The organism is Zoogloea oryzae (assembly GCF_030161255.1).
GTDB lineage: Bacteria > Pseudomonadota > Gammaproteobacteria > Burkholderiales > Rhodocyclaceae > Zoogloea > Zoogloea oryzae.
In genome coordinates this window covers 58,414-82,350 of the sequence record NZ_BSPX01000004.1, presented here as the reverse complement: position 1 = coordinate 82,350, position 23,937 = coordinate 58,414, and the positions used below count along the sequence as shown (strand labels likewise).

Annotated in this window: 22 protein-coding genes; 19 read left to right on the top strand and 3 right to left on the bottom strand. The window is 65.5% G+C overall.

Features of this window, described 5'->3' with window-relative positions; all coding sequences use genetic code 11:
• Positions 1-612 precede the first annotated feature (612 nt).
• From QQK25_RS02950 to QQK25_RS02860, 19 genes are all read left to right on the top strand, one after another.
• Positions 613-849 carry a hypothetical protein gene (locus tag QQK25_RS02950; RefSeq protein WP_016446173.1) on the top strand — a complete coding sequence of 79 codons (237 nt, stop codon included), beginning with the start codon at positions 613-615 and terminating at the stop codon, positions 847-849.
• 25 nt (positions 850-874) lie between these two features.
• The gene (locus tag QQK25_RS02945; protein ID WP_003141051.1) at positions 875-1,267 is read left to right on the top strand and encodes a hypothetical protein; all 393 of its coding nucleotides are present in this window, start codon (positions 875-877) and stop codon (positions 1,265-1,267) included.
• A 250-nt stretch (positions 1,268-1,517) separates the two neighbouring features.
• Entirely contained in the window at positions 1,518-2,234 is a 717-nt protein-coding gene (locus QQK25_RS02940) for a DUF5983 family protein (RefSeq protein WP_016851998.1), read from the top strand.
• Positions 2,235-2,524: 290 nt separating this feature from the next.
• Positions 2,525-3,322 carry a hypothetical protein gene (locus QQK25_RS02935; RefSeq protein ID WP_003141039.1) on the top strand — a complete coding sequence of 266 codons (798 nt, stop codon included), beginning with the start codon at positions 2,525-2,527 and terminating at the stop codon, positions 3,320-3,322.
• A gap of 65 nt (positions 3,323-3,387) precedes the next feature.
• A complete protein-coding gene (locus tag QQK25_RS02930; RefSeq protein WP_010792167.1) occupies positions 3,388-3,753 on the top strand; it encodes a DUF3085 domain-containing protein in 366 nt (121 codons plus the stop codon).
• Positions 3,754-4,097: 344 nt separating this feature from the next.
• Complete coding sequence (locus tag QQK25_RS02925; protein ID WP_284186617.1) at positions 4,098-4,649, top strand: STY4534 family ICE replication protein; 552 nt, start codon at positions 4,098-4,100, stop codon at positions 4,647-4,649.
• A 55-nt stretch (positions 4,650-4,704) separates the two neighbouring features.
• On the top strand, positions 4,705-5,316 hold the full coding sequence (locus tag QQK25_RS02920; RefSeq protein WP_010792165.1) for a DUF3275 family protein: 612 nt from the start codon (positions 4,705-4,707) through the stop codon (positions 5,314-5,316).
• Positions 5,317-5,405: 89 nt separating this feature from the next.
• Positions 5,406-5,771 (top strand): hypothetical protein, encoded by a 366-nt coding sequence (locus QQK25_RS02915; protein ID WP_013982123.1) that lies wholly within the window; start codon positions 5,406-5,408, stop codon positions 5,769-5,771.
• An 84-nt stretch (positions 5,772-5,855) separates the two neighbouring features.
• Positions 5,856-6,506 (top strand): hypothetical protein, encoded by a 651-nt coding sequence (locus tag QQK25_RS02910; RefSeq protein WP_016851996.1) that lies wholly within the window; start codon positions 5,856-5,858, stop codon positions 6,504-6,506.
• Positions 6,507-6,571: 65 nt separating this feature from the next.
• Positions 6,572-7,681, top strand: coding sequence for a DUF6094 domain-containing protein (locus QQK25_RS02905; protein WP_016851995.1), 1,110 nt, complete (start codon positions 6,572-6,574; stop codon positions 7,679-7,681).
• 101 nt (positions 7,682-7,782) lie between these two features.
• A complete protein-coding gene (locus QQK25_RS02900; RefSeq protein WP_016851994.1) occupies positions 7,783-8,088 on the top strand; it encodes a hypothetical protein in 306 nt (101 codons plus the stop codon).
• A 99-nt stretch (positions 8,089-8,187) separates the two neighbouring features.
• The gene (locus QQK25_RS02895; protein WP_043104885.1) at positions 8,188-10,461 is read left to right on the top strand and encodes a helicase-related protein; all 2,274 of its coding nucleotides are present in this window, start codon (positions 8,188-8,190) and stop codon (positions 10,459-10,461) included.
• A 198-nt stretch (positions 10,462-10,659) separates the two neighbouring features.
• Entirely contained in the window at positions 10,660-11,229 is a 570-nt protein-coding gene (gene pilL2 / locus QQK25_RS02890; protein ID WP_043104882.1) for a PFGI-1 class ICE element type IV pilus protein PilL2, read from the top strand.
• Entirely contained in the window at positions 11,226-11,873 is a 648-nt protein-coding gene (locus QQK25_RS02885; RefSeq protein WP_043104880.1) for a hypothetical protein, read from the top strand. Before pilL2 ends, QQK25_RS02885 begins: the two co-directional genes overlap by 4 nt.
• Before the next feature lie 9 nt (positions 11,874-11,882).
• Positions 11,883-12,611 (top strand): TIGR03759 family integrating conjugative element protein, encoded by a 729-nt coding sequence (locus QQK25_RS02880; RefSeq protein WP_015038883.1) that lies wholly within the window; start codon positions 11,883-11,885, stop codon positions 12,609-12,611.
• Positions 12,596-13,216 (top strand): lysozyme family protein, encoded by a 621-nt coding sequence (locus QQK25_RS02875; RefSeq protein ID WP_043104875.1) that lies wholly within the window; start codon positions 12,596-12,598, stop codon positions 13,214-13,216. The genes QQK25_RS02880 and QQK25_RS02875 overlap by 16 nt, the downstream gene beginning before the upstream one ends.
• Complete coding sequence (locus QQK25_RS02870) at positions 13,213-13,746, top strand: integrating conjugative element protein (RefSeq protein ID WP_043104872.1); 534 nt, start codon at positions 13,213-13,215, stop codon at positions 13,744-13,746. The genes QQK25_RS02875 and QQK25_RS02870 overlap by 4 nt, the downstream gene beginning before the upstream one ends.
• An 8-nt stretch (positions 13,747-13,754) precedes the next feature.
• Entirely contained in the window at positions 13,755-15,911 is a 2,157-nt protein-coding gene (gene traD / locus QQK25_RS02865; protein WP_043104870.1) for a type IV conjugative transfer system coupling protein TraD, read from the top strand.
• The gene (locus QQK25_RS02860) at positions 15,908-16,657 is read left to right on the top strand and encodes a TIGR03747 family integrating conjugative element membrane protein (RefSeq protein WP_086224256.1); all 750 of its coding nucleotides are present in this window, start codon (positions 15,908-15,910) and stop codon (positions 16,655-16,657) included. Before traD ends, QQK25_RS02860 begins: the two co-directional genes overlap by 4 nt.
• An 86-nt stretch (positions 16,658-16,743) precedes the next feature.
• On the opposite strand, the gene QQK25_RS02855 is transcribed toward QQK25_RS02860, so the two are convergent.
• The 3 genes from QQK25_RS02855 to QQK25_RS02845 form a co-directional block, all read right to left on the bottom strand.
• A complete protein-coding gene (locus tag QQK25_RS02855) occupies positions 16,744-19,371 on the bottom strand; it encodes an AAA family ATPase (protein WP_043104866.1) in 2,628 nt (875 codons plus the stop codon).
• A 114-nt stretch (positions 19,372-19,485) separates the two neighbouring features.
• Positions 19,486-22,221, bottom strand: a complete 2,736-nt coding sequence (locus QQK25_RS02850) for a DEAD/DEAH box helicase family protein (protein ID WP_043104863.1) — start codon at positions 22,219-22,221, stop codon at positions 19,486-19,488.
• Positions 22,221-23,927, bottom strand: coding sequence for a site-specific DNA-methyltransferase (locus QQK25_RS02845; protein ID WP_043104862.1), 1,707 nt, complete (start codon positions 23,925-23,927; stop codon positions 22,221-22,223). Before QQK25_RS02845 ends, QQK25_RS02850 begins: the two co-directional genes overlap by 1 nt.
• Positions 23,928-23,937: the final 10 nt, after the last annotated feature.

The following is a 23,937-nucleotide window of genomic DNA, read 5'->3' as shown; positions in this document are numbered from 1 at the left end:
GCCATTCCCTTGATCGGTGTGCCTTGCCTCGGTCACGAGGGGCTTCCTGACGCCTTGCCGCCGCGCGAGCCGTGAGGAGGCCCCTTGGGCCGAGGGTATTCCGTGCCGGTGCCCGCCGGCGAAACATCGGGCTCCCTTTGTGTGTGGATGCACGCCAGAGGTTTCCGGCCCCAGCCACGAAACGGGCCGGGTGCGATTGCTGACGCAGCGAACGGCTTTGACGACGGCCTGCGCTGACGCAGCCCACAGGTGGTTTTCCTTTCTCTTCAGCCGAAGGCCCGTGTGGCCTTCGGCGCCCTGGTCTTTGCCTTGTCCCGTGACGCGGGCCATTGCCCTAAAGCGGGCCGTCCGCGATTCGGTTTTCCCTGCGACGGCAGCCATGCTTCGCGCCCATCCTCACGCCATGCGTTGCTGACAGTCGTCAGCGGCATGCCCTGGCAGTCTCGGTCTTCAAGACTGCAACGCGGTTCGCCGCGTCGACCGATCCAGTCCGCTTCGCATCGCCCACCGCGGACGCTCGCCGGCCTGGCGACGATGCACTTTTCTCAACCACCCGAGGGGAACCCCATCCCCTGCGGGATGCGTGCTCCCCGACCCACCAAGGAGCACGGCATGTCTGAACCTTCCGCATCTTCCTCTGCAACCGCAGTGCGCAGTGGTGCGCTGGCGCTGACCTGGACCGGCAAGCGTTTGCCGCTACAGGTGCTGCGCAGCGCGGCCGGCCACTACATCGGCACACAAGACGACGAAGGACCGGTATCGCGGGAGTCCGTCGAGTATTTCCCGACCCACCTCGCAGCACAGCGCGCCCTGGATACCCATGCCTGGACACAGCGCGCTCACCCCTGATTCCCACCCTTCAAGGAGTTCTCTCATGAATCTGTCTTTACCCGAAGACGTGCTCGATCAGATGGCGCTGGAACAGGCGCACTTCGACGCTGCACCGCAGGCCTTCTTCGAGGCCTGGAAGCGCGGCGCGCAGATCGCCGGCCACGAGTGGTTCGGCGACGGCACACGCGAAGGTCTGCAGCGTGCCACCACCAAGTGGGACCTGCGGCCCAACATGCTGATGCTCAACGACGCCCTGGGCGTGCTGAGCAGCGGTCAACGCATGTTCCTGTCCGCGATGGTGAGCTTCTACAACTCCCGCGAGGGCGGCGCGATGCTCAAGCGTTGCGGCTTCGAGGGGCTGTCCGACTTCGGCGGCCTCGATCTGGAACGGCGCCAGGTCATCGCTGACCTCACGCTGCACTACAACGGCTGGTGAGCCGCGCCTGGCAACCCACCGTCTTTTCATCCCACCCCACGAGGGACATGCGTCCTCGTTCGGGGCCATGTCCCTCCTTCTTTTCGCAGGAGCGGCCATGTCCCGAATCACCATCTTCCACTGACCTGCACCGCCCGCCACCAGGGCGGCCCGACGCCGCGGCCGGCTGACCGGTTGCCACTTCATCCACTCGCTGGGGTTCAATCCCCGGCAGGGGATTGCCTCGGCCATCCTCTGCTGGAGGAATCCCATGTCCCATTCCAACAATCCCTTCGCCCGCGGCTACGATGGCCTGTCCGTGCAGCGGCTGCTGGCGATTTCCTACGACGACGACTGCCCGCTGAGCTACCTGCCGCTGCACGTCTCGCAGTCGCACCTGCCGGACAGCCAGGTCGAGCGCCATGCCTGCGTCTTCTGCGACGACTTCGCGCTGATCACCGAGGGCCAGAACGTGCCGCCCGAGCTGGACGCGCAGTGCCCCAGCCACGGTATCGCCCGAAACCTCGTCTACGCCGTCATGGCCGAAGAAGCCGGCCAGCCGCTGCACGTCGGCGATACCTACTCCGAGGAAGCCGCGCGCGAGGTGGTACGCCGCCTGCGCTTCGAGACCGGGTTCTACAGCCGTGCCTGGGAAATCAGTTCGGCGCACATCACCGAGGAGGCCGGTCGCTTCCTCGCCGAACTGGCGGACATCGCCACGCCGAGCGGTTTTCTGTTCGTGGCCTTCCGCATTCCCTACAGCCCGGCGGTCGGCGTGAAGCTGGTCGCCACGCCCTGGACGGATGCGAACCTGCAGCATGTCGAGGGCATCACCGCCGAAGAGCTGCGGCAGGAGCACCGGGCCAAGGGCGTGCCGGAGTCCCTCGTGGAAGTGTTGCACCTGGCTGCGCTCGCCGACGTTCGCATGTTGGTGTTCGATGCCGACGCGCCAGTGCTGGACGGGCTGACGCTCTACGACGACGAGTAACCCGCAACCCATTCGAGCCCCCACGTCGGGGCTCTTCTTTTTCGCGGAACGCGGTGCCGGCGCATTGCCGATTCCCAACGGACGGTCGCCGCCATGTGCCGCACGCTGGCCGCATGTTCGCTGGCGTTGCCGGCAGCATGCCCAGGCAGTCGAGACCTTCAAGACTGCGGCGCGGTTCGCCGTGCTGGTTGCTTCGTTCTCCGGGCGCACCCGCGTCCATCCACCTCACCCTCAAGGGACAGACCTCCCTTGCGGGCGGGAGTCCCTTGGTTGCCACAAGGAGTCTCCCCATGGATACCCAAGCCATCCGCGCACAGATGCCGACGCTCGTTGTCGGTCATGTGCCTTCCAACGTCCGTTCGTTCAAATTCAACATCTTCGACGGCCAGCCCAAGGTTTCGACGCTGGGCTTTCACATCGACCCGAAGCCTTTCGAGGGCAAGGTCATCGCCACCACCGACGAGGCCATCGTCGTCAAGACGGGACGAGCCGAGTTCGCGGTGCTCGATCGCACGCTCGTGACCGAAGTGCCCGACGAGGGCGCCAAGGTGCAGGTCGAACCCTATGTCAGACGCCGCTTCGACGGTCAGCGGGCGGACACGCCCGAGGAGCAGACCGAGTTCACCGCCGACGGCCAGCCCTACACGGTGAAGCGGTTCGTGCTCGGGTCCGCACCGGCGAAGCTGCCGATCCCCGAGCCGCGCTGCCCCGAGCTGCAGGAACTGGTCGACCAACTGGAGCAGTTGCCCGCTCCCGACGGTTTCCGGCGCGTCACCCACATGCTGGTGGATGCCGGCGCGCGGGACATCACCTGGGTCGATCCGCTGCCCGCCGACATCATCCGCACGCCGCCGGCCATCGGCTTCACCGTCGCCACGACGAAGTTCCAGGGTCGCGTCACCGTGCTGTATGAGCGTGGCCTCGACCTCTACGCGGTGGAGCTGCACCGCGACGGCGAGCTGGTCGAACGGGTCGATGAGGTGTTCTTCGACACCCTCGGCGAGACGCTGGAACGGCTGATCGACGACGGGAGTTGGCGGCGCATCCGCGTGCAGTGCCTGTCGTGTCGTAAGGCTATCCGGCACTGATCTCACAGCAGCTTCCCGCCCTCGCGGCGGGAAGCCTCTTTTCCTGCCCCCTGGAGATCACACCCATGACTGTTCGATTCAAAGGCACGGAGCTGCGGCCCGTGCTCGCCGAAGCGGTGGCGAATCAATGCCGCGTCATCCTGGTCAAGGATCAGGGCGTGTACTTCCTGGCCGAGTGCGGCGAGCGCCGACCCGATGGTCGCCAGAAGACCATCGCCTATGCCGCTGGCTGCAACCCGGATGTCGATGCCTTCGATGACTGGTGGGAGCTGGCGCGCGCCGAGTTCGGTGGCGACGACTTCGGCGAGTTCTTCGATCCGCAGGAGGGCGTGTTTGCGCGCATCCTGCGCAGCGAGGACGACCTCGACGTGTCCGCCTCCGCGACACACCTATCGCTGCAGGCGGTTCCTCCCACGCCCAGCGGTAACTGACCGCCCATCCCTGGCCCCCGCTCCGGGGGCCTCTTTCTTCCCGGCAATGCGGACAGCCGCGAGTGCCGATTGCCGCTCGCCTGCGCGCCGTCCTGGCGCCACGCTTCCGGCCATGTTCCGCTGACGTCCGTCAGCGACATGCCCAGGCAGCCACGATCTTCAAGGCTGCGACGCGGTTCCGACCGCGTTGATCACTCCAGTTCGCACCGGCATCCATGCGCGAACGGCCATCGGTTCTCGATGGCGATGCCTCCAAGCTGTTCCATCAACCCACGCGGGGGTTCCACACCTTCCCCGCCTTGGGTCGGGTGTGTCTCCGCCTCATTGTTCCCAGGAGATTCACCATGACCACTTCCACCGAAAAGTCCTACTTCGATCTGCACATCACCGGCCTCGGGTATCTCAATCGCATCCGCGAAGTGAAGCCCAAGAAGGGCGATGCGTTCCTGGCCTGCGACATCGCGGCTCTGAACGGTCCCAGCGACGACGTCTCGTATGTGCGTTTCGACTCGCGCGTATCGGGTTCGGAAGCGCAGCACCTGGTGCGCCGCTGCATTCAGGCGGTCGACGCCGAGAAGAAGGTGATGATCGGCTTCCGCTTGGGCGACCTGTGGACCGACACCTTCACCTACTCCAAGGGGAAGCGTGCCGGCGAGCAGGGTGTGAGCCTCAAGGCCCGCCTGCTGTTCGTCAGTTGGATCAAGGTCGACGGCAAGCTCGTCTACAAGGCCGAACCCAAGCCGACCGAGACCGACGAGCGCGACCCGGAAGTCCCTGTGACGTCCGACGCGCCCGCCGCGCAGCAAGCCTCGGCACCGGAGCCTTCCAGGCCCGTCGCCGATGCTGCCGACGACGCTGCCGATGCCCCCGCATTGGCCGTTGCCGAGTCGTTCTGATCCGCAAGGCCCCATCCCCGGGGCCTTGTCTTCTCTTCGTCCGCAGGAGACCTTCATGATCACCATTCCCGGCCAACTGGCCATCAAGACCATCCACGGCAGGAACGGCGACTTCAACGTCGGCCGCCTGGCGACCTCGATCGGCGAGTTCGTCGTGAAGAACGCCGAACTCGATCAGTACCGCGAGGGCAAGTACGACGGTGATTTCGTCATCGTCGAGATTCGCCCCTCCACGTACAACGCCAACGGCCGCATGGTCATCGAGATCCGCGCCCATCTGGGCGGGATGACCCTGTCCAACATCGACGCCCTGAGCCGCGACGAAGCCCGCCGGCTGAGTCCGCAGGAAGTCGATCCAATCGACGAGGAAGCGCAGGCGCCCGCGCCGGCAACGCCCCCGGCCAAGCCGAAGGCGAAGCCGCGCAGTCCGCGCGATCCCCTGGTCGATACCACGCCGTTCGGCAGCGAACCGGCTCCCGTGTCCGCTGCGGCCTCGGCTGAGGCAGACGACGCGGCGCTGTTCGGTGCCTTGTGGCCCCTGGGCGAGACCGTAAAGCTCGATGCGACCGTGGATCGTCGTGTGCTGCGTCAGCAGCGCGACCGTCTCGACAAGCTGGGCTACGAGTTCGCTCCGCTGTCCCAGGACTGGCACCTCCAAGCTGCCTGATCCATCCGCCGCCTTGCGCGGCATTCCGCCACCCGCCGGGGTTCTCCCCCGACGGGGAGGGCTCCGGCCTTTTCTTCAAGGAGACCCTCATGGGCTGGACCTTCGTTCGTCAGACGCGCGATCAGTTGATCCGCGAGCTGCTCGCTCCGCAGGCGTCCGAACGCGCTTGCTGCGAAGTCATCGACCACACGCTGGACGGCGACGTTCTGTGGACCGTGGTTCGCGTCACCGCCAGGCAGGCGGGCGTCATGGGCCTCGCGGCCGGTGAGTCCGTCTGCTACATCGGCTGCCATCTGCTGGAAAGCTCGGGCGGCGATTGGGGCTACAAGTCCCTCGATGAGTCCGTGCATCCGTACTACTACTCGTGCCCGCTGCGCTATCTCGACATGGCGCCGGTGCAAAGCTCCGAGTGGCGCGAGCGGGTTCACCGCTTCCACGCGGGACGCGCTGTCTAGCGGCACGCATCTTCCTTCACCCAACCGGGGCGAGCACGGCCCCGCGGGCTGTGGTTGCTCCTTCTTTTCCAAGAGGACATCACCATGCCTGCACCTTCTTCCGCGAAACCGCTGTACCGCATCGACGAATGCCCCGACCTCATGGCCGACGGTTGCGTCGGTGACGAGCAGGGCAATCTCGTCTTTCTCTCGATCTGGGCGCGCGACACCGCCGTTCAGGAGTTCCTCGCCCGCCTGACCCTCGGCCGGGATGAACAGGGACTGGATCAGTTCCACGTCATCACCGAGCAGGGCGCATCCATCCCGGTCTTCGTCGGCAACGTCGAGAACCTGGAAAAGCGCATCACCCGCGCCTATCGGCGAACGCTGTTCGGTTCGCTGACGAATGTGTGGCTGTTCGATCGTCGCTGCGTGAAGCCAGACAAGGCCAACGCCAGCGCGCTGGCGCTTCTGCCCAGGGATTCCGCTCACCGGCTCGGCCGGCTGTGGACGCTGGTGCAGGACACCTGCCCGCTGCCACTGCTCGACCACTGGCGCGACACCGTGCTGGAGCTGTTGCAGACACGGCGGATGCTGACCGGTCTTCCCTTGGCCCTCGGGCCGCTGGAAGGCCATCGGCTGGCCCTCGATGTCCCGGCACTGACGAAGGCGCTGGGCGAGCTGATCCGCAACGGCACCCTCGGTGCCACGCAGTACGAACTGGCCGCGAACGCACCGCTTCGGCGTGTGGCGTGAGCCATCCCCACGGGCATGCGCGCCGCGCGTGCCCGCCTTCCCTCATCCATCATCAGGAGAAATCCATGGCACTCATGTTTCCGCGCCTGGCGCGCAATTTCATCCGTAACGGCTACTTCCCCACCGACGAGCCGACGCTGGAGCGGGCCTTGTCCGCACTGGCGCCGTCTCCCGGCTCCATGTCCATCCTCGATCCCTGCGCCGGCGAAGGCGTGGCGATTGCCGAAGCCGCCCACGCCCTCGGGCGCGAGCAGGTCCAGGCCTTCGTCGTCGAGTACGACGCCGAGCGTGCCCGCCACGCACGGCAACTGGTCGATCGCTGCATCCACGGTGACCTGATGGACACGCTGATCTCGCGCCAGTCATTCGGGCTGCTGTGGCTGAACCCGCCGTATGGCGACCTGAGCAAGGACGTGAACGGCAACATCGGCTATCAAGGCCAGGGCCGTGCGCGGCTGGAAAAGCTGTTCTATCAGCGCGCGCTGCCGCTGCTGCAGTACGGTGGCGTGCTGATCTTCATCGTGCCGTCCTACGTGCTCGACGCCGAGCTGGTCGGATGGCTGACGCGCCACTTCGCCGACCTGCGCATCTACCGTGCGGTGGAAACGCAGTTCAAGCAGGTGGTGATCTTCGGTCGCAGGATTCGTCAGCGCGACCAGGCATCGGATTCGGTCAAGGCCACCCGCGGTCTGCTGCTGCAGATTGGACAGGGTGACGCCGAAGCCGAGGAACTGCCGCTCGAATGGCCGTTCCTGCCGTACACCGTCCCTGCCAGCCCGGCCGAGCCGGAGCACTTCTATCGCGTGACGATGGAGCCCGAGCAGTTCGCCGATGAAGTCGGCCGGCTGCAAGGACTCTGGCCGGCGCTCGATACGCACCTGGGGGCCGCGCAGCAGTCGCTGCGTCCGCCCGCGCGGGCCTTGTCGCACTGGCATCTCGCCCTGGCCCTGGCCGCGGGCGCGATTTCCGGCGTAGTGACGTCCAAGACCGGGCGCGTGCTGGTAGTCAAAGGTGACACCCACAAGGAGAAGACGCTCCAGACGGAATACACCGAACGCGACGACGGCTCCGTGGCCGAGACGCGCATCCTCACCGACAAGTTCGTGCCGGTCATTCGTGCATGGGACTTGACGCTGGGCTCGCCCACGTGGGGCGAAGTGCTGACCATCCGCTGATCGCTGTTCCCTGACGGTTCGCCGTCGCTTTCATCCACCCACCGGGGTCACGTTGCCCCGATGGGGTGCCGTGGCCCCTTCTTCCAGAAGGAGATACCACCATGGCACTCGCAGTCCTCAACCTCGCGTCACAAGCACGCTTTTCGCCCGGGCAGGTGGTCATGACCGCCGGCGTCGACGAGCTGGTCCGACAGGGCCGGCTCAACCCCACGCCGTACCTGCGCCGCCATCTTCATGGCGAATGGGGCGACCTGAGCGACAGCGATCGGCGGCAGAACGACGCCGCGCTGAAGTCCGGCGAGGATCGTCTGTTCTCGTCCTACCAGGTCACGCGCGACCTGAAGCTCTGGATCATCACCGAATGGGATCGCAGCGTCACCACGCTGCTGTTGCCCAGCGAATACTGATCCACATCCAGCGGCCTCGCGCCGCTTCTTTCTTCCCACCCAGGGGCATGTCACCGCCCCGTGGGGGAGGTGCATGCCCCATTGCTTTGGAGCATCACCATGTCCCTCGATCTCGAAACCGTTCCCGAAACCGCTGTGCAGGGCGACCTGCTCGAAACGGCTGCTTCACCCCTCACGCTCAGCCTGCAGGACTTCGTATCGGAGTTCGGCGACGAGTTGCTCGATTCGCTGAACCGCGCCAATCCTCCGGTCTACACCGGCCAGGTGCGGGTGCATCGGCAACTGATCCTCGCCGCGCTCAAGCGCAAGCTGTTCCCGGCGCAAGCCGATGTGGTCCACGCTGTCACCGAGCTGTTGGTCGATCGCGGCGAACGCGCCGCGATCGTCAATGGCGAGATGGGCTGCGGCAAGACGACGGTGGGTATTGCCACCGCCGCCGTGCTCAACGCCGAAGGCTACCGCCGCACCCTGGTGCTCTCGCCACCCCACTTGGTCTACAAGTGGCGGCGCGAAATCCAGGAGACGGTGGCCGGGGCCAAGGTCTGGGTGCTCAACGGCCCGGACACGCTGGTCAAGCTGCTGAAACTGCGTGAGCAGTTGGGCGTGCCGGCGCAGGGCCAGGAGTTCTTCGTCCTGGGCCGCGTGCGGATGCGGATGGGGTTCCACTGGAAGCCGGTCTTCGTTCGGCGGCGCACGCCTCACGGCGACGTGGGGGCCTGCCCGGATTGCGGGCATGTCATCACCGACCTCGACGGCGAGCCGATCAACCCGGTCGAACTCGAAGCCGAGGAGTCCCGCCGTAAATGCAGCCACTGCACCTCACCGCTGTGGACGCTGATCCGTCCCAGAGGTCTGTCCGCCAGCGACCAGTCCTCGACCGTGCTCAAGGCACTGAAGCGTATTCCAACCATTGGCGAAGTGACCGCGCAGAAGCTGATGCAGAAGTTCGGTGACGCCTTCCTCGCATCGATGCTCGGGGACAACATCCACGAGTTCATCAACCTGATGGATGGCAACGGCGAGCTGGTCTTCTCGGACCGGCAAGCCCATCGCATGGAACGTGCGATGGCCAACATGGAGTTCGGCTTCGGCGAGGGCGGCTACCAGCCGTCCGAGTTCATCAAGAGGCAGCTTCCCCAAGGCACGTTCGACCTGCTCATCGCCGACGAGGCACACGAGTACAAGAACGGCGGCTCCGCACAGGGCCAGGCCATGGGGGTGTTGGCGGCCAAGGCACGCAAGACGCTATTGCTCACCGGCACGCTGATGGGCGGTTACGGCGACGACCTGTTCCACCTGCTGTTCCGAGCCCTGCCGGGGCGGATGATCGAAGACGGCTACCGCCCGACGAAGAGCGGCAGCATGACCTCGGCCGCGATGGCGTTCATGCGCGATCACGGTGTCTTGAAGGACATCTACTCCGAGAGCACCGGCACGGCGCACAAGACGGCCAAGGGCACCAAGGTATCGGTGCGCACGGTCAAGGCGCCGGGCTTCGGTCCCAAGGGCGTACTGCGTTGCGTCCTGCCGTTCACCGTCTTCCTCAAGTTGAAGGACATCTGTGGCAATGTGCTGCCGCCCTACGACGAGGAGTTCCGCGAGGTCGCGATGGACACGGCGCAGGCCGCGGCCTACCGCGATCTGGCCGGTCGGCTGACCCAGGAGCTGAAGCAGGCCCTGGCGAAGCGCGACACGACGCTGCTCGGTGTGGTCCTCAACGTGCTGCTGGCCTGGCCGGACTGCTGCTTCCGGTCGGAAACCGTGGTGCATCCGCGCACGCGCAATACTTTGGCGTTCGTCCCCGCTCAGTTCAACGAGCTGGAGGTGATGCCCAAGGAACGCGAGCTGATCGAGATCTGCAAGCAGGAGAAGGCAGAAGGGCGCAAGACCCTGGTCTATTCGGTCTACACCGGCACGCGCGACACCACGTCGCGTTTGAAGGTGCTGCTGGAGCAGGAAGGCCTCAAGGTGGCGGTACTGCGCGCGAGCGTGGATGCCTCCCGCCGGGAAGATTGGATCGCCGAGCAGTTGGACCGCGGCATCGACGTGCTCATCACCAATCCCGAGCTGGTGAAAACCGGCCTGGACCTGTTGGAGTTCCCGACCATCGTGTTCCTCCAGTCGGGCTACAACGTGTATTCGTTGCAGCAGGCCGCCCGGCGCTCATGGCGCATCGGCCAGAAGCAGCCGGTGCGCGTGATCTACCTGGGCTACGCCAACTCCTCGCAGATGACCTGCCTGGGGTTGATGGCCAAGAAGATCATGGTGTCGCAGAGCACGTCGGGAGACGTACCCGAGTCGGGCCTGGATGTTCTGAACCAGGATGGTGATTCCGTCGAGGTCGCCCTGGCCCGACAGCTTGTCACGGTCTGATCCATGTGCCCATGCCGGTGGCCCCTCGGGGTCGCCGGCTTCTTTCCACGGCCCTTCGGGGCCGTTTTTCTTGGGCGTATGGCAGTCCATGGCGCCGCCCCGCCATGTATTCGGGCGGGCGCCAGTGCGTTTTGTTTGCTGCCCGCAGGCCAAGCGGCGGCGATGGTGAGCGCTCCGTGTTCCAGGGAAGCGCCCTCCATGCAACCATCCATCCGCGCTGTTCACCGCCTGGCCCTCGTCACTGGCTTGCTGGCCGGCAGCCTGTTGGCCGCCGGCTGCGCCACGACCGCTGCGCCGTCTGCGCCAGCGGTGCCGGCCGCATCGCCAACCGCCGTCGCGCCGGAGCCGGGTTTCGTTCCGGTGGCCCGCTACGGCCGCTACACCCTGGTCGAGCTGGTGCCGGAACCTGCGCAGCGTGATCTCTTGCAGCAGGCGGTGGAGGTCTCGATTCCGCCCATGCTCGATGCCAGCGTGGGCGATGCCATGCGCCATGTGTTGCTGCGCTCGGGCTACCGGCTCTGCGATGCGGCCGAGGCCGCTACGCTCTACGCGCTGCCGCTGCCTGCCGCGCACCTGCGCCTGGGCCCGCTGATGCTGCGCGATGCCTTGCTGACCCTTGCCGGCCCCGCCTGGGAGCTGTCGGTCGATGACTTGACCCGCCAGGTCTGCTTCAGCCGGCACGGTGCTCCCACCTTCCTTTCCGCCAACCCGCCCGGCACCGCCACGCCCGTGCCGGACGCCGACCGGCCCGAGGAGATGCAGCCATGACCTTTCCCCAGGCGCCATCCGAGCGCCATTCCCGCACGCGCTGGCTCAAGATCGCCGCGGCCTTCTGGCTGCTGCTCATCAGTGCCGTGGCACTCATCAACAGCGTCGGCCTGTCTCGGCTCGCCGAACAGACCCAGAGCAGCGCACAGGATGCGCAGGTCAAGGCGCTGGGCCTGCGCGTGGCCGATCTCGAACACCAGGCCAATGCGGACAAGCGCCGGCCGGTGCCGATCAGCCAGGCCGAATTCGCCAACGCGCGGCAGGCGCTGGACGAACGGATGACGCGCCTCGAAGAGGCCGATGAGGCGAGGGCCTTGGCCGTCGACCTGCAGACGCTGCTGGCGCGCGTGAACGCAATCGAAACCCGCCTGGAGAAAACCCGGCAGGTGGCATCCGCCGCTCGCCCGCGCGCTCCGGTTGCGACGAAGCCCAAGGTGCTGGAGCCGCCGTTCCGGGTGCTCGGCGTGGAGCTGCGTGGAGGCGAGCGCTTTCTGTCGATCACCTCCACCGCCGCGGCCTCGCTCGCGGGCGCCCGGCTGCTGCGCCAGGGCGATGCCGAGGGCGGCTGGCAACTGCAGTCCATCGAGGCGCAGGCGGGCGTGTTCCAGGTGAACGGCCAGACGCAGCGCATCGCGGTGCCGTAGGAGGTCGCCATGAACCTGCGGTCGTTGCTCGCTGCCGTCGTCCTTTTCGCCGCTTTCGCCGCCTTCGGCGCATCCGCCCAGCCGGCCCCGGTGACGAACTCGCGCATGGTGCCCGCCCAGGTGCAGCCGGGCGCTGATGCCGCGCTCGACGAGAGGCAGGCGCGGGAGTGGGGGCTTCGCTCCGAGGAGTGGGCGCGTTACCGGCAACTGATGCAGGGGCCGCTCGGGGTCTATTCGCCCCAGCTCGATCCGCTCACGGCGCTGGGCATCGAGGCACGTAGCGAGGAGGAGCGCAGGCGCTACGCGGAGTTGCAGGTGCAGGCCGAGGCCCGGCGCGTCGGCAAGACGCTGGCCTACCAGCGCGCCTACGACGCGGCGTGGCAGCGCCTGTTTCCCGGCCAGCCGCGCGTGAGCCTGCCCGGCGCCAAGGCGCAGGGTGCCGGCAACACCGGCTCCGGCCGCCTGGCAGTTTTCGTCAAGGCCGACTGCGCACCGTGCGCGCAGCGCGTGCAGCAGTTGCAGGCGGCCGGCACGGCCTTCGACCTCTATATGGTCGGCAGCCGTCAGGACGACGCGCGCATCCGGCAGTGGGCCACCCAGGCGGGCATCGACCCGGCCAGGGTGCGCGCTCGCACCATCACGCTCAACCACGATGCGGGGCGCTGGCTGTCGCTCGGCCTCCCCGGCGATCTGCCGGCCGTGGTGCGCGAGGTGAACGGCCAATGGCAGCGGCAATAGGTACTCCGGGCCGGGAGCGTCGGCCATCCCGCGTCGCCATCCGCTGTACCGGCGCCGTGCTGCTGCTCGCCACCGGCGGCTGGGCGTTGGCCGCCCTGGCGCGGGAAGTGCCGCCGCCGGCCTATCAACTGGCGGCGCATCGTGCAGACGTGCCGGCGGCGGTGCTGTACGCGGTGGCCTTGCAGGAGAGCGGCGCCATGCTGCGCGGGCGCCTGATCCCCTGGCCGTGGTCGCTCAACGTCGCCGGCACGCCGCAGCGCTATGCCACCCGCGCCGAGGCCTGCGCGGGGCTGCACCGTGCGCTCGCCCACACGCCGGCCAATCGCATCGACGCCGGCCTCGGCCAGGTCAATCTCGGCTACCACGCGCATCGCTACACGCAGCCCTGCGAGCTGCTGGACCCGTACCGCAATCTCGCCGTCGCCGCGGAAATCCTGCGCGAACAGCACACGCCGGGCGAGGACTGGCTGCTTGCCATCGGCCGCTACCACCGGCCCGCCGGCGGGGCACCCGCAGCGCGCTACCGGCGCAGTGTGCATCGGCACCTGACCCGCGTGATCGACCCCGGCGTTCCCGTTCCAACCCTCCAGGCCACCACGCCATGAACCACACCGTCCTCATCGCCGCCATCGGGCTGCTGTCCACGACCACCGTCTTCGCCCAGACCGTCTCCGCGCCGCTGATCGTCGTCGAAGACCGCGGCGGCGACTCCGCGCTGCCGTACTACCAGTCGCTGAATCCTCAGCCGGATCAGGCCACGCCGCCGGCCCCGATGCCAGCCCTTCGCGCGGGCAACGCGGCCGACGCCGAAGCCGCCATGCTGCCGGTGCGCTCGAAGCAACTGTCGCCGGGCGAGGTGCAGCGCCGCGTCATCCGGGCGCCGGGCCTGACGGCGCTGTTCCTGATCGGCGACGACGAGCGTTCGCGCGCCTGGCTGCGGCAGCGGCAGGCGGCGCTGCGAGAGCTGCAGGCCGTGGGCCTGGTGGTCAACGTGGAGTCGATGGCCGCGCTGACGGCGCTGCGTAGGCTGGCGCCCGGCCTGATCCTGTCGCCGGCCTCCGGCGACGACCTGGCCCAGCGCCTGGGCCTGCGCCACTACCCGGTGCTCATCACGTCCACCGGCGTCGACCAGTAGGTGCGCAAATGGCCCAACCGCATGCGGTCGAGGTTCTGCTGCGGCCAGCGGTGGAGCTTTATACCGTGGCGGTCTGCACCGGCGCCGCGATTCTGTGCCTGGTGGCACCGTGGTCGCTCGCGCTGAACCCGCTGCTCGGCCTGGGCTCGGCGCTGGCCTTCCTGACCTTCGGCGCGATTCGCCTGCGCGATGCCTGGGCGATCCTGCGCTATCGCCGCAACATCCGCTGCTTGCCGCGCTACGTGATGACCAGCCGCGACGTGCCGGTGAGTCAGCAACGGCTGTTCGTCGGCCGGGGCTTTCGCTGGGAGCAGCGACACACGCATCGGCTGATGCAGACCTACCGGCCGGAGTTCCGCCGCTATGTCGAGCCGACGGCGATCTACCGGGCCGCCCGGCGGCTGGAGGAGCGGCTTGAGTTCGCACCGTTTCCCATCTCGACGCTGGCGCGCGCGCTGGCCTGGGACAGCCCGCTCAACCCCGCGCGGCCGCTGCCGCCGGTCGGCGGACTGCCGCGCCTGCATGGCATCGAGCCGCACGAGGTCGACGTCACCCTGCCGCTGGGCGAGCGCGTCGGCCACAGCCTGGTGCTGGGCACCACGCGCGTGGGCAAGACGCGGCTGGCCGAGCTGTTCATCACCCAGGACATCCGCCGCAAGGTCCGCGGCGAGCACGAGGTAGTGATCGTCTTCGACCCCAAGGGCGATGCGGACCTGTTGAAGCGCATGTACGTCGAGGCCAAGCGCGCCGGGCGCGAAGGCGAGTTCTACGTGTTCCATCTGGGCTGGCCGGACATCTCGGCGCGCTACAACGCCGTGGGCCGGTTCGGACGGATCTCCGAGGTGGCCACGCGCATCGCCGGGCAGCTCTCGGGCGAAGGTAACAGCGCCGCGTTCCGCGAATTCGCCTGGCGCTTCGTCAACATCATCGCGCGCGCCCTGGTGGAACTGGGACAGCGGCCGGACTACCTGCTGATCCAGCGCCACGTCATCAACATCGACGCGCTGTTCATCGAGTACGCCCAGCACTACTTCGCCAGGAACGAGCCGAAGGCCTGGGAGGTCATCGTCCAGCTCGAAGCCAAGCTGAACGACAAGAACATCCCGCGCAACATGATCGGGCGCGAGAAGCGCGTGGTGGCCCTCGAACAGTACCTGTCCCAAGTGCGCGTCTATGACCCCGTGCTCGACGGTCTGCGCAGCGCCGTGCGCTACGACCGGACGTACTTCGACAAGATCGTCGCTTCGCTGCTGCCGCTGCTGGAGAAGCTCACCACCGGCAAGATCGCGCAACTGCTCGCACCGAACTATTCCGACCTGTCCGACCCGCGACCGATCTTCGACTGGATGCAGGTCATCCGCAAACGCGCGGTGGTCTACGTGGGGCTGGATGCGCTGTCCGACGCCGAGGTCGCGGCGGCGGTGGGCAACTCGATGTTCAGCGATCTGGTCTCGGTCGCCGGTCACATCTACAAGTTCGGCATCGACGACGGGCTACCCGGCGCAGCGGCGGGCACCAAGATTCCGATCAACGTCCACGCCGACGAATTCAATGAACTCATGGGCGACGAGTTCATTCCGATGGTCAACAAGGGCGGCGGTGCCGGCGTGCAGGTGACGGCCTACACGCAGACCTTGAGCGACATCGAGGCGCGCATCGGCAACCGTGCCAAGGCCGGCCAGGTGGTCGGCAACTTCAACAACCTGTTCATGCTGCGCGTGCGCGAGACCGCCACTGCCGAGCTGCTGACGCGACAACTGCCCAAGGTCGAGGTGTATGCCACGGCACTTATGAGCGGCGCCACCGACAGCTCCGACCCGCACGGCAATACCGCGTTCACCTCCAACACCCAGGACCGCATCAGCAGCAACAGCGTGCCGTTGATCGAGCCGGCGCATGTGGTGGCCCTACCCAAGGGACAATGCTTCGCGCTGATCGAGGGCGGCAACCTTTGGAAAGTCCGCATGCCGCTGCCGGCACCCGACCCCGACGAAGCCATGCCGAGGGATCTCCAGGAGCTGGCCGGCTACATGCGGCAACACTACGTCGAGGCAGGAGACTGGTGGGAGAACCAGGGCGTCCCCGGCTTGCAGGACAAGGCGCTGCCCGACGACCTGCTGGACGACTTCAAGCAGATGGCCGCGGCTGAAGAGGCCGAAGCATGAGCGATCCGGCCGTCGCGGCACAGCGCCAGCAGCAACGACAGCAAGGCCTGATCGCCAGCCTGGTCACGCTGCCGTTCCGCTTCTTCGGCGTGCTGTGCGGCGCGCTGCTGCTGTGCATCCTGATCGAATGCGTCGGCATGCACTTCTTCTGGCCCGAGCAGGGCTGGCGCCACGCGCAGGGCATGCTGCACTACGAGCTGGATCAGCTTTCCACGCATTTCACCCGCAGCGCGCTGGTGCAGGAGCCGGGGCGCACCGCGCACCGGCTGGTCGAGCAGGGCTACGACTGGCTGTTCGTGAAAAGCGGTCTGCTGGACTGGATACGCGACGCCTCGGCGCAGGCCAGCGCCGGCAGCCATCGTCCGACCAAGGATTTCCGCTACTACATCGGCTTGGTCTATGTGAACGTGGAGAGCTACCTGATCGCGGCGGCCTATACGACGCTGGTCTTCCTCGTGCGGCTGCTGGTGCTGTGCCTGACCCTGCCGCTGTTCCTGATGGCCGCCTTCGTCGGGCTGGTCGACGGCCTGGTGCGCCGGGACATCCGCCGCTTCGGCGCGGGACGCGAGTCGGGGTTCATCTATCACCGCGCCAGGGCCAGCCTGATCCCGCTGGCCGTGCTGCCGTGGGTAGCTTACCTGGCACTGCCGGTCAGCGTGAACCCGCTGCTGATCCTTCTGCCCAGCGCCGCACTGCTCGGCGTGGCGGTATGCATTGCGGCGGCAACGTTCAAGAAGTACCTGTAGCTGCAGCCCTGCGCCAGATAAACGATGCCATAGTTTCGGTTCTCTGCTTCGTCAAGAACGTCAGCATTGGCGCGAACAAACACGTTTCAAGCAATCTTCTTCTGCCTGTCTCGCAGAGACGCGGCCCAGTCCTTCAAAGCCTGGATGTCCTGAAAGAGATCAGTAGGTGGTGGCGGCGCGGCATTCCTGCCGCTGGATGGATCGTGTGCGTCGACAATGTCGCAGCACCTCTTGAATCCGGCGGCGAAAGCATCGCAGTCAGCCTCGGTGAGCGCACTGACCTTCTTCAGGTCCTTGGCGTTGATGTAGTCCCTGTGGCGTTGAACAACGCGGACGAAAGCGATGTCCTCCAGGCCGCGCTCCCATGTGGCGCGCAACGCGTTGTAGAGCTTTGCCACCTCGACCGCGTACTCGTCTTCTTGGTTGTTGTCATGCAGCAGCTTTGCCGCACGTGCCGCCTTCTCCAGCTTGTCGATGCGATCTTCGACGCTCTGGGCCTTCCAGGGCAGGCCGTCGGCCACCATACCGGCTCCCGCGGCGGCACGACTGAGCGTCGTGAGCCGCACTGGCCGTCCGGTCTTCGTCGCGTGGTCGTTCAGATCGTTCACGAACACCAGATCATGCGTGAAGACGATGACCTGACGGTTCTCCGCTTCTTCCACGAGACGCTTGGCCACCTGCCCACGCCAGCGATGGTCCAACGAGGACACCGGGTCATCGAAGACCAGAGCCGAGCGGTGCATCGCGGTGGCAAGCTCGGTCATGAAGGCGGCCAGCGCCACGCAGGTCTTTTCTCCTTCGCTCAGGATTTCGTGGACCTTGGCATCCGGCTTGGCGAAGAGGCGCACCTGATACTGCGGTGAACCGTACTTGCCGCCGGAGCGCACGATTTCGACGCGAACCTTCGAGGCCGCAAGCCTGACGATCTCTTCCTGAAATCTGTCGCGCAGCCGGGGCGTAATCACGGTGTCGGCAATGTCGTTGCCCATCTTGGTGATGGTGTTCGTCGCCGTGTCGCCCGCACACTCGGTCAGAAACCGGATGGTCTTCAGCCGCTGGATTTCGTCAGTGACGACCGGCAGCATGCCGGCGAGCAGCGCCCGGTCGCTCAGCTCGGCGAAATCGGCTTCGAGCTTCTTGCGTTCATCCGCGTCAGCCGACTTGCGCAGCTCGGCGGCGTAGTTGCGGATCGTGGTCTGAAGCTGGCCGAGATCAGGCAGCGGCGACAGTGGAACGGGCGGAAGCTGTACCTCGCCGTTTCCGCCCAGGGCTTTGAGCAGAACGTGGCGCCGCAGCCGGGCTGCGGCGATGAAGCGGCGCGTCTGCTGCTGCAGCACCTCATTCTGGAGGCCCAGCTCGTCAAGACTGGCCTTCACCGCCCGCGTGCCGATTGCCCCGGCAGCTATGGTCTGCCGTGCGGTCTGAGCTGCCTTCTCTGCCTCGCGTGCCAGCTGTTCCGTGTCCTTCTGGATGAAATCCTCGAAGCGTGCCATCCGTGCACGTGCCTCAGCTTCCAATGGCTGCTGGCAAAGCATGCAATGCGCGTCTTCGGCCGACGGCGGGAACGGCTGTCCGGGGTATGCGATCTCCGTCGAGTAGCGTCGGGCGGAATCCCAAAGCGCCCGCCACGTCTCGCCGCCGACGCCGGCAAGGGGTTCGCCCGTGAAGGCCTTCTCCGCGGCAAGACGTGCAGCGTCCCGTTTCGACCGTGCGTCCCTCGCGAGGGCAGCGGCTGCCAGCAGGTCCTCATCGGTGGTTCTGGCTGCAACGCTGTTCACCACGGTAATCAGCCGCATGACGTTGTCGGCTTTGACGGTCTGTTCCGCCGCCGCCTTGGTCGGATTCTTCGACAGGTCTTCCCGCAGACGCTCAAGACGGGCGCTTTCGTCTGCCGAGAGCGCCGCCAGGGCTTCGATCTTCTTTGCGTCTGTGTTGGCGTTCAGCGCGGCAAGCGCCTTCCCCACGGCCGTGGTGGCCTTCCAGGTCGGCGCCGCAAAGATCGGATTGCGGGCCTTCTCAAGCTGCTTCTGCTCAGCTGCGAGGGCATCCTTCACCGCCTGGCAGGCTGCAGCAAGCTCATCCGGTACGTCCAGGCCAAAGGGGCGGAATGCGACTTCGTTCTTCTCGCGGATATGCACTGAGGCGCAGTCGCTATCGAACACGCTCACCGCTGACAGCGTTGCATGCGGATTCACGCCGTTCTGCCACTGTTCGACCGGCTGCGGCACACCGCCGACCCCGTACGTGATGTTCGCGCCGACGCGCTTCGGGGGCTGATCGGCATACACATTGGGTTCGATCTTTCCGGCATGCCTTGCACGACATGCGCGCTTCAGGATTCGTGCGTAGCCGGACTTGCCCGCACCGTTGTCGCCGTAGATGATCGTGATTCCATTCGGCTCGAAGCCGAGGGTTTGGCCGGCGGCAAGGTTGTTCACGCCGGTCACGTCGGCGATCGACAGAAGCGATACCGCGGCGGTCTGACCGGGGTTGGCCGGAAGGTGGGCCTTCTCCAGCGGTACCGCTTTCAGCGCGCCTACGGGGGCACCTTTGCCCTGTTTGCAAAGGTCCACGAGTTCGCCGATATCGGCGTCCGTCAGACGGCCGTTTGCGATGATGCGGCGCAGGGCATCACGCTGCCAGAGTGGACGATCCTTTGACCAGTCCAGAATCGTATCCAGGACGGTCTTCTGCTGTGCGGCGGGCTTCTGCATTTCTTGTTCCTCTTCCCTGCCGGTTCATCATGCCCGTGAAGCGGCGATTTCCCGCCGCCTGGGTGCCTTGCCGGAATCGCTCTTGCTCATCGAAGTCGATCGAGGGCAACTCAATTACGCCTTGACCTCAAAGCGCAGGTAATCCGCGAGCCGTTTCGACTCGCTGACTTCGTCATGGGGCACCAGCAGGTACTTCCAGGGCTTGGTGCCTACGCTCGCCGCGTGATCAGATGCGTGCTTGCACCAGCGCATGGCGGCAGCGGCCTTGGCCTGAACCTCCTGCGTGTTGATGTCGGCGCGCGCCTTGGTCTCCACTATGAAGATGATCGCGTCCGTCTCGGCGACGAAGTCGGGGATGTATTCCGGCTGCTCGGTGCCGAGCTTGTAGTAGATCTGGAACTGCCCCTTCGCGGGCTTGAACCACTTCAAGGCGTCGCGCTCCAGGATGATGGCGAAGCGCCGCTCGGTATCCGAGTCGAACTTCTGCAGCGGATACAGACAACGCGCGAAGCCACCGAAGAGCATCTGCTTGATGCGACTGGTCTCGGTCACGGTCTCCCGGAAGTGGTGGGCCGTCTGGCCTGCCGTAGCGGTGCAGTTGCAAGGCCTGAGTTCGGTGAAACCGCGACTGACCTGCACCTCGTACTCCGTCGCCTCTTCCCAGAAGTGGGCCGTCATCTGCGCGTGGATTTCCCGTGCGATCAAGCGGCGGTCACGATCGAGGACGCTGATGGCTTCGTCCTCGGACAGATAACTGCGCAGGTGCTGCACCATCTGGCCTGCGAGGTCGTAGAGGAGGTCGGCGTGGGTGAAGTAGTCGATGTCATCGAAGTCCACCAGCGCGTGGACGATGTAGTCCTCCGGGCGCTGCTCCTTGAGTCCGACCTCGGCGGCCAGGGTGAACTGCTCGTTGGTGCGCAGCATCTGCCCGACGATCTCGCGTTGGCCTGGCTGGAGATGAAGCTGGCTCACATCCAGCTTGAAGGCGTGGAAGCCCGTCGTGACCTCGCCAGTCGGTACCACCGCGATGCGCGGGATGTCGATGGTCTGCTGCACCACGATCTCGGTGGTCTTCGCCACCACGGCGGACAAGTCAAGTGCGGGGACTGATTCATCCACGCCCGCCAGCAATTCGCCTTGCAGCGGCTTCAACCGTTCTGCCACTTCCGCGAGGATTTCCTTCTGCACTTCTGGTTTCAGCAGCGCGCTGCTGGTGGGCACCAGATCGCGCTTGACCTCGTACTTGCCGATGACGTCCATGACCACGCGCGCGGCCTGCTTCTCCGCCTCCGTGGTGAACACCGGTTTGGGCGCGGGGACTTCCGCTCCACTGTCAGTGGCTGAAACCCCTGTGATCACGACCGGTGCTTCCGTCAAACCGAGACGCGCCGCTGCCCCGGACTCGACCTGCACGCTGACCTTCTTGTCGTCGGCGCTCGGCGCATCGAGGATGACCTGCTTCAGGCGAATCGGCGAGTCGCCGCGGTTGGCCTCGTCGATGATCTCCTGGAACTTGTCGTGCGCGACGATGTTCAAGCGATCCACCGACGCGACGCCCGTGCGTTTGCCGTAGGGCAGTCGCAGGCCACGCCCGATGGACTGTTCGATCAACGTGCGGGCATTGGCGGCGCGCAGCGGCACGATGGTATAGAGGTTGGTTACGTCCCAGCCCTCCTTGAGCATGTTGACGTGAATCACGATCTCGGTCGGCTCGTCCACGCTCTCCACGGCTAGCAGGCGCGTGATCATCTCTTCTTCCTCCGCGCCGGTACGGCTGGAATCGACCTGGATCACCTTGCCCTGGTAACGCCCCTCGTAGAAGGCTTCCGACTCCAGAAGCGCCAAGAGTTGCCCCGCGTGCGTGGTATCGCGGGCGATGACGAGCATGAAGGGCTTGACCGGCTTGACGCCGTTCTCGCGGGCGTAGGTGAGCAGCTCGACTTTGGTCGTCTCGTGCAGGCGCACGCCGTCTTCCAGCTTGGTCTTCTCGATCTCCTCGGGCGTGTGAGCCTTGGCGTCGAAGTTGCGCTGGGTGACCACGGCCGGCTCCTTGACGAAGCCATCCTCCATCGCCCGCGCCAGCGGGTAGTCGATCACCACGTTCTTGAACGGCACCGGCCCACGGCTGGACTCGACGAACGGTGTCGCCGTCACTTCCAGACCGAACAGCGGCTTGAGTTCGTTGATGGCGCGCACGCCGGCGCTGGCCCGGTAGCGGTGCGACTCGTCCATCAGCAGCACCAGGTCAGACAGGTTGGCCAGATGGTTGAAGTAGCTGTCGCCCAGCACTTCCTTCATCCGCTTGATGCGCGGCTCCTTGCCGCCGCGTACCTCGGAGTTGATCTTGGAAATGTTGAAGATGTTGATGCGCACGTCGTGGGCGAAGCCCATCGATTGATCGTCTACCGCTGCACCGGTCTGGTCGTAGTTGTCGCCGGTGATGATCAGCGGCGGTTGCTGCGCGAATTCGGCGATCCCCTTGAACACGTACTTCGGCGTGTTGCGCGTAAAGTCCGTGATGAGCTTGTTGTAGATCGTCAGGTTGGGTGCGAGCACGAAGAAGTTGTTGATGCCGTGCGCTAGATGCAAGTAGGCGATAAAGGCTCCCATTAGGCGCGTCTTGCCCACGCCCGTGGCCAGCGCGAAACACAGCGACGGGAACTCGCGCTCGAAGTCCTCCAGCGTGCTGAACTCGGCCTTCAACGTGGACAGAATGGCCGAGACATCACGCTCGTGACCCAATAGCTCGGGCGCAGCATCAAGCGCGCGAGCGAGCTTGATAAGGGACTCGGCTTGCGGCGGACGAAGAGACAGACGACCGGTAACGGCGTGCAGGACGCGGGTGCTCATTATTCGTTCCCCCCAAACAGGCCGCCCTGTCCCGCGTTGGCGAGGGCCGCATTCTTGTTCTTGATCTTCTTGCTGTTATCGACCGTGGCCGCAGGCTCGGCCTTCGCAAGCTGCGCCATCGGCAGATTGGCCACGTTCAGGCTGTAGTCGTCCTGGCCCCACTCACAGCGGGCCAGCACCATCCTGGGAATCTTCTTCAGTGTCAGGTTCGGCCAACGCTCGGATGCCCTGGCGGCCGTTACGCCGCGGAAGGCCGAACAGCACACCAGCAGGCTCTGCTCGGGGCCAACTTCATCGGACAAAGCCTGCAACTGCTCGGCGGACAGGTTTTGAGTGGTGACACAGATGAAATCGCGCTCGCTGGAGTGGCCGTGCTGCCACCAGCGCGTCTCCGAGGGTGCGTAGGTGAAGCCTTCCAGCTTCGCCAGGGCCTCGGCCAGCATCGCGGCGTTGTACTCCGGGTTAACAACAGGGTTGCCCCAGCGGTCGTTGACGATCAGGCTGGGGGCAAGGCGGTAATAGCGGAACCCGCCGCCACCCTGCCAACCAACGCTCTCGGTGACCCCTCCCTCATCTGTACCGTCAATCACCTTGCGGAGTCGCGGGATGACACATGTGTGGCAGTGCTCGCCTAGTTCGACCATGATCCAGCGGCGCCCCATTTTGTGCGCCACCGCTCCTGTGGTGCCGGAGCCGGCGAAGGAGTCCAATACGATGTCGCCGGGATTGGTGGCAATCGTTATCACCTGCCTGAGCAGACGTTCCGGCTTCGGTGTATCGAAAGGCACATCTTCTGGGAAGAGCGCCTGAATCTCTCGCTTCGCTTCCTGCGAGTGACCGACTTCTGAATGAGACCACCAAGTCCGAGGTACCAAGCCTTCCTGAACTTCACGCAAAAACAGTTTGACGGCTGGATTGTTGTCTCCCTTTTCACCAAACACGATCCTGCCTTCCTTGACCATCTTCCAGAAGTCATCTTCCAGCATGCGCCAGTGACTTCCCTTGGGGGGGCTTACCGACCGCCCAGAAGGCGTTGTTATCGTGTACATGAGCCCCTCGTGCCTCTCGCCGGCTGCAAAGATCGGACCCAGTCGCCACGCACCACGTGGGTCGTTGTCAGGGTTCTTGTACTTGCTCGCAGCTTCTTCGCCTCGCGGGAGGAGGTTTCGAACCTTCTTCCAGTCCTGCCCCATTGGCGAGTACAGCAGGACGTAGTTGTGTGCTGGCGAGACAGCCGCTGCATTGCTGCGCCCGTAAAAGTTCTCCCACACCATCGACGAGACAAACGCCTGACGCCCAAAAACCTCGTCGCAGAGCACCTTCAAGTAGTGCCCTTCATTGTCGTCAATTGCTATCCATAAGGAGCCATCAGCGGAAAGTAGGCGTTTGATGATCTCAAGACGGTCTCGCATCAATCCCAGCCAAATTGAGTGTTCAAGTCCATCGTCGTAGTGCTCAAACGCACTTCCAGTGTTGTACGGAGGATCAATGAACACGCACTTCACCTTGCCCGCAAACTCGGCCTCCAGCGCCTTGAGCGCTAATAGGTTGTCGCCAAAAATCAGCCGATTGTCGAAGATGTCGTTGTCGGAGACGCGATGCTTGGCGTGATAGGACTTCTCGGGGTCTTCGAGCAGGATGCGCGGCTCCAGCTTGGGCCGCTTCTCCTTCCCGATCCAGGTAAGTTCTAGTTTTTGTTTGCTCATGGCATCGCTC

Bases quoted from the DNA above. Each gene is read 5' to 3' on its own strand.
- QQK25_RS02845 (WP_043104862.1), bottom strand. From the start codon at position 23,927: ATGAGCAAACAAAAACTAGAACTTACCTGGATCGGGAAGGAGAAGCGG.
- QQK25_RS02870 (WP_043104872.1), top strand. From the start codon at position 13,213: ATGAACCACACCGTCCTCATCGCCGCCATCGGGCTGCTGTCCACGACC.
- QQK25_RS02950 (WP_016446173.1), top strand. From the start codon at position 613: ATGTCTGAACCTTCCGCATCTTCCTCTGCAACCGCAGTGCGCAGTGGT.
- QQK25_RS02920 (WP_010792165.1), top strand. From the start codon at position 4,705: ATGATCACCATTCCCGGCCAACTGGCCATCAAGACCATCCACGGCAGG.
- QQK25_RS02925 (WP_284186617.1), top strand. From the start codon at position 4,098: ATGACCACTTCCACCGAAAAGTCCTACTTCGATCTGCACATCACCGGC.
- QQK25_RS02900 (WP_016851994.1), top strand. From the start codon at position 7,783: ATGGCACTCGCAGTCCTCAACCTCGCGTCACAAGCACGCTTTTCGCCC.
- QQK25_RS02855 (WP_043104866.1), bottom strand. From the start codon at position 19,371: ATGCAGAAGCCCGCCGCACAGCAGAAGACCGTCCTGGATACGATTCTG.
- QQK25_RS02915 (WP_013982123.1), top strand. From the start codon at position 5,406: ATGGGCTGGACCTTCGTTCGTCAGACGCGCGATCAGTTGATCCGCGAG.
- QQK25_RS02930 (WP_010792167.1), top strand. From the start codon at position 3,388: ATGACTGTTCGATTCAAAGGCACGGAGCTGCGGCCCGTGCTCGCCGAA.
- QQK25_RS02935 (WP_003141039.1), top strand. From the start codon at position 2,525: ATGGATACCCAAGCCATCCGCGCACAGATGCCGACGCTCGTTGTCGGT.
- pilL2 (WP_043104882.1), top strand. From the start codon at position 10,660: ATGCAACCATCCATCCGCGCTGTTCACCGCCTGGCCCTCGTCACTGGC.
- QQK25_RS02910 (WP_016851996.1), top strand. From the start codon at position 5,856: ATGCCTGCACCTTCTTCCGCGAAACCGCTGTACCGCATCGACGAATGC.
- QQK25_RS02860 (WP_086224256.1), top strand. From the start codon at position 15,908: ATGAGCGATCCGGCCGTCGCGGCACAGCGCCAGCAGCAACGACAGCAA.
- traD (WP_043104870.1), top strand. From the start codon at position 13,755: ATGGCCCAACCGCATGCGGTCGAGGTTCTGCTGCGGCCAGCGGTGGAG.
- QQK25_RS02895 (WP_043104885.1), top strand. From the start codon at position 8,188: ATGTCCCTCGATCTCGAAACCGTTCCCGAAACCGCTGTGCAGGGCGAC.
- QQK25_RS02905 (WP_016851995.1), top strand. From the start codon at position 6,572: ATGGCACTCATGTTTCCGCGCCTGGCGCGCAATTTCATCCGTAACGGC.
- QQK25_RS02880 (WP_015038883.1), top strand. From the start codon at position 11,883: ATGAACCTGCGGTCGTTGCTCGCTGCCGTCGTCCTTTTCGCCGCTTTC.
- QQK25_RS02940 (WP_016851998.1), top strand. From the start codon at position 1,518: ATGTCCCATTCCAACAATCCCTTCGCCCGCGGCTACGATGGCCTGTCC.
- QQK25_RS02945 (WP_003141051.1), top strand. From the start codon at position 875: ATGAATCTGTCTTTACCCGAAGACGTGCTCGATCAGATGGCGCTGGAA.
- QQK25_RS02875 (WP_043104875.1), top strand. From the start codon at position 12,596: ATGGCAGCGGCAATAGGTACTCCGGGCCGGGAGCGTCGGCCATCCCGC.
- QQK25_RS02885 (WP_043104880.1), top strand. From the start codon at position 11,226: ATGACCTTTCCCCAGGCGCCATCCGAGCGCCATTCCCGCACGCGCTGG.
- QQK25_RS02850 (WP_043104863.1), bottom strand. From the start codon at position 22,221: ATGAGCACCCGCGTCCTGCACGCCGTTACCGGTCGTCTGTCTCTTCGT.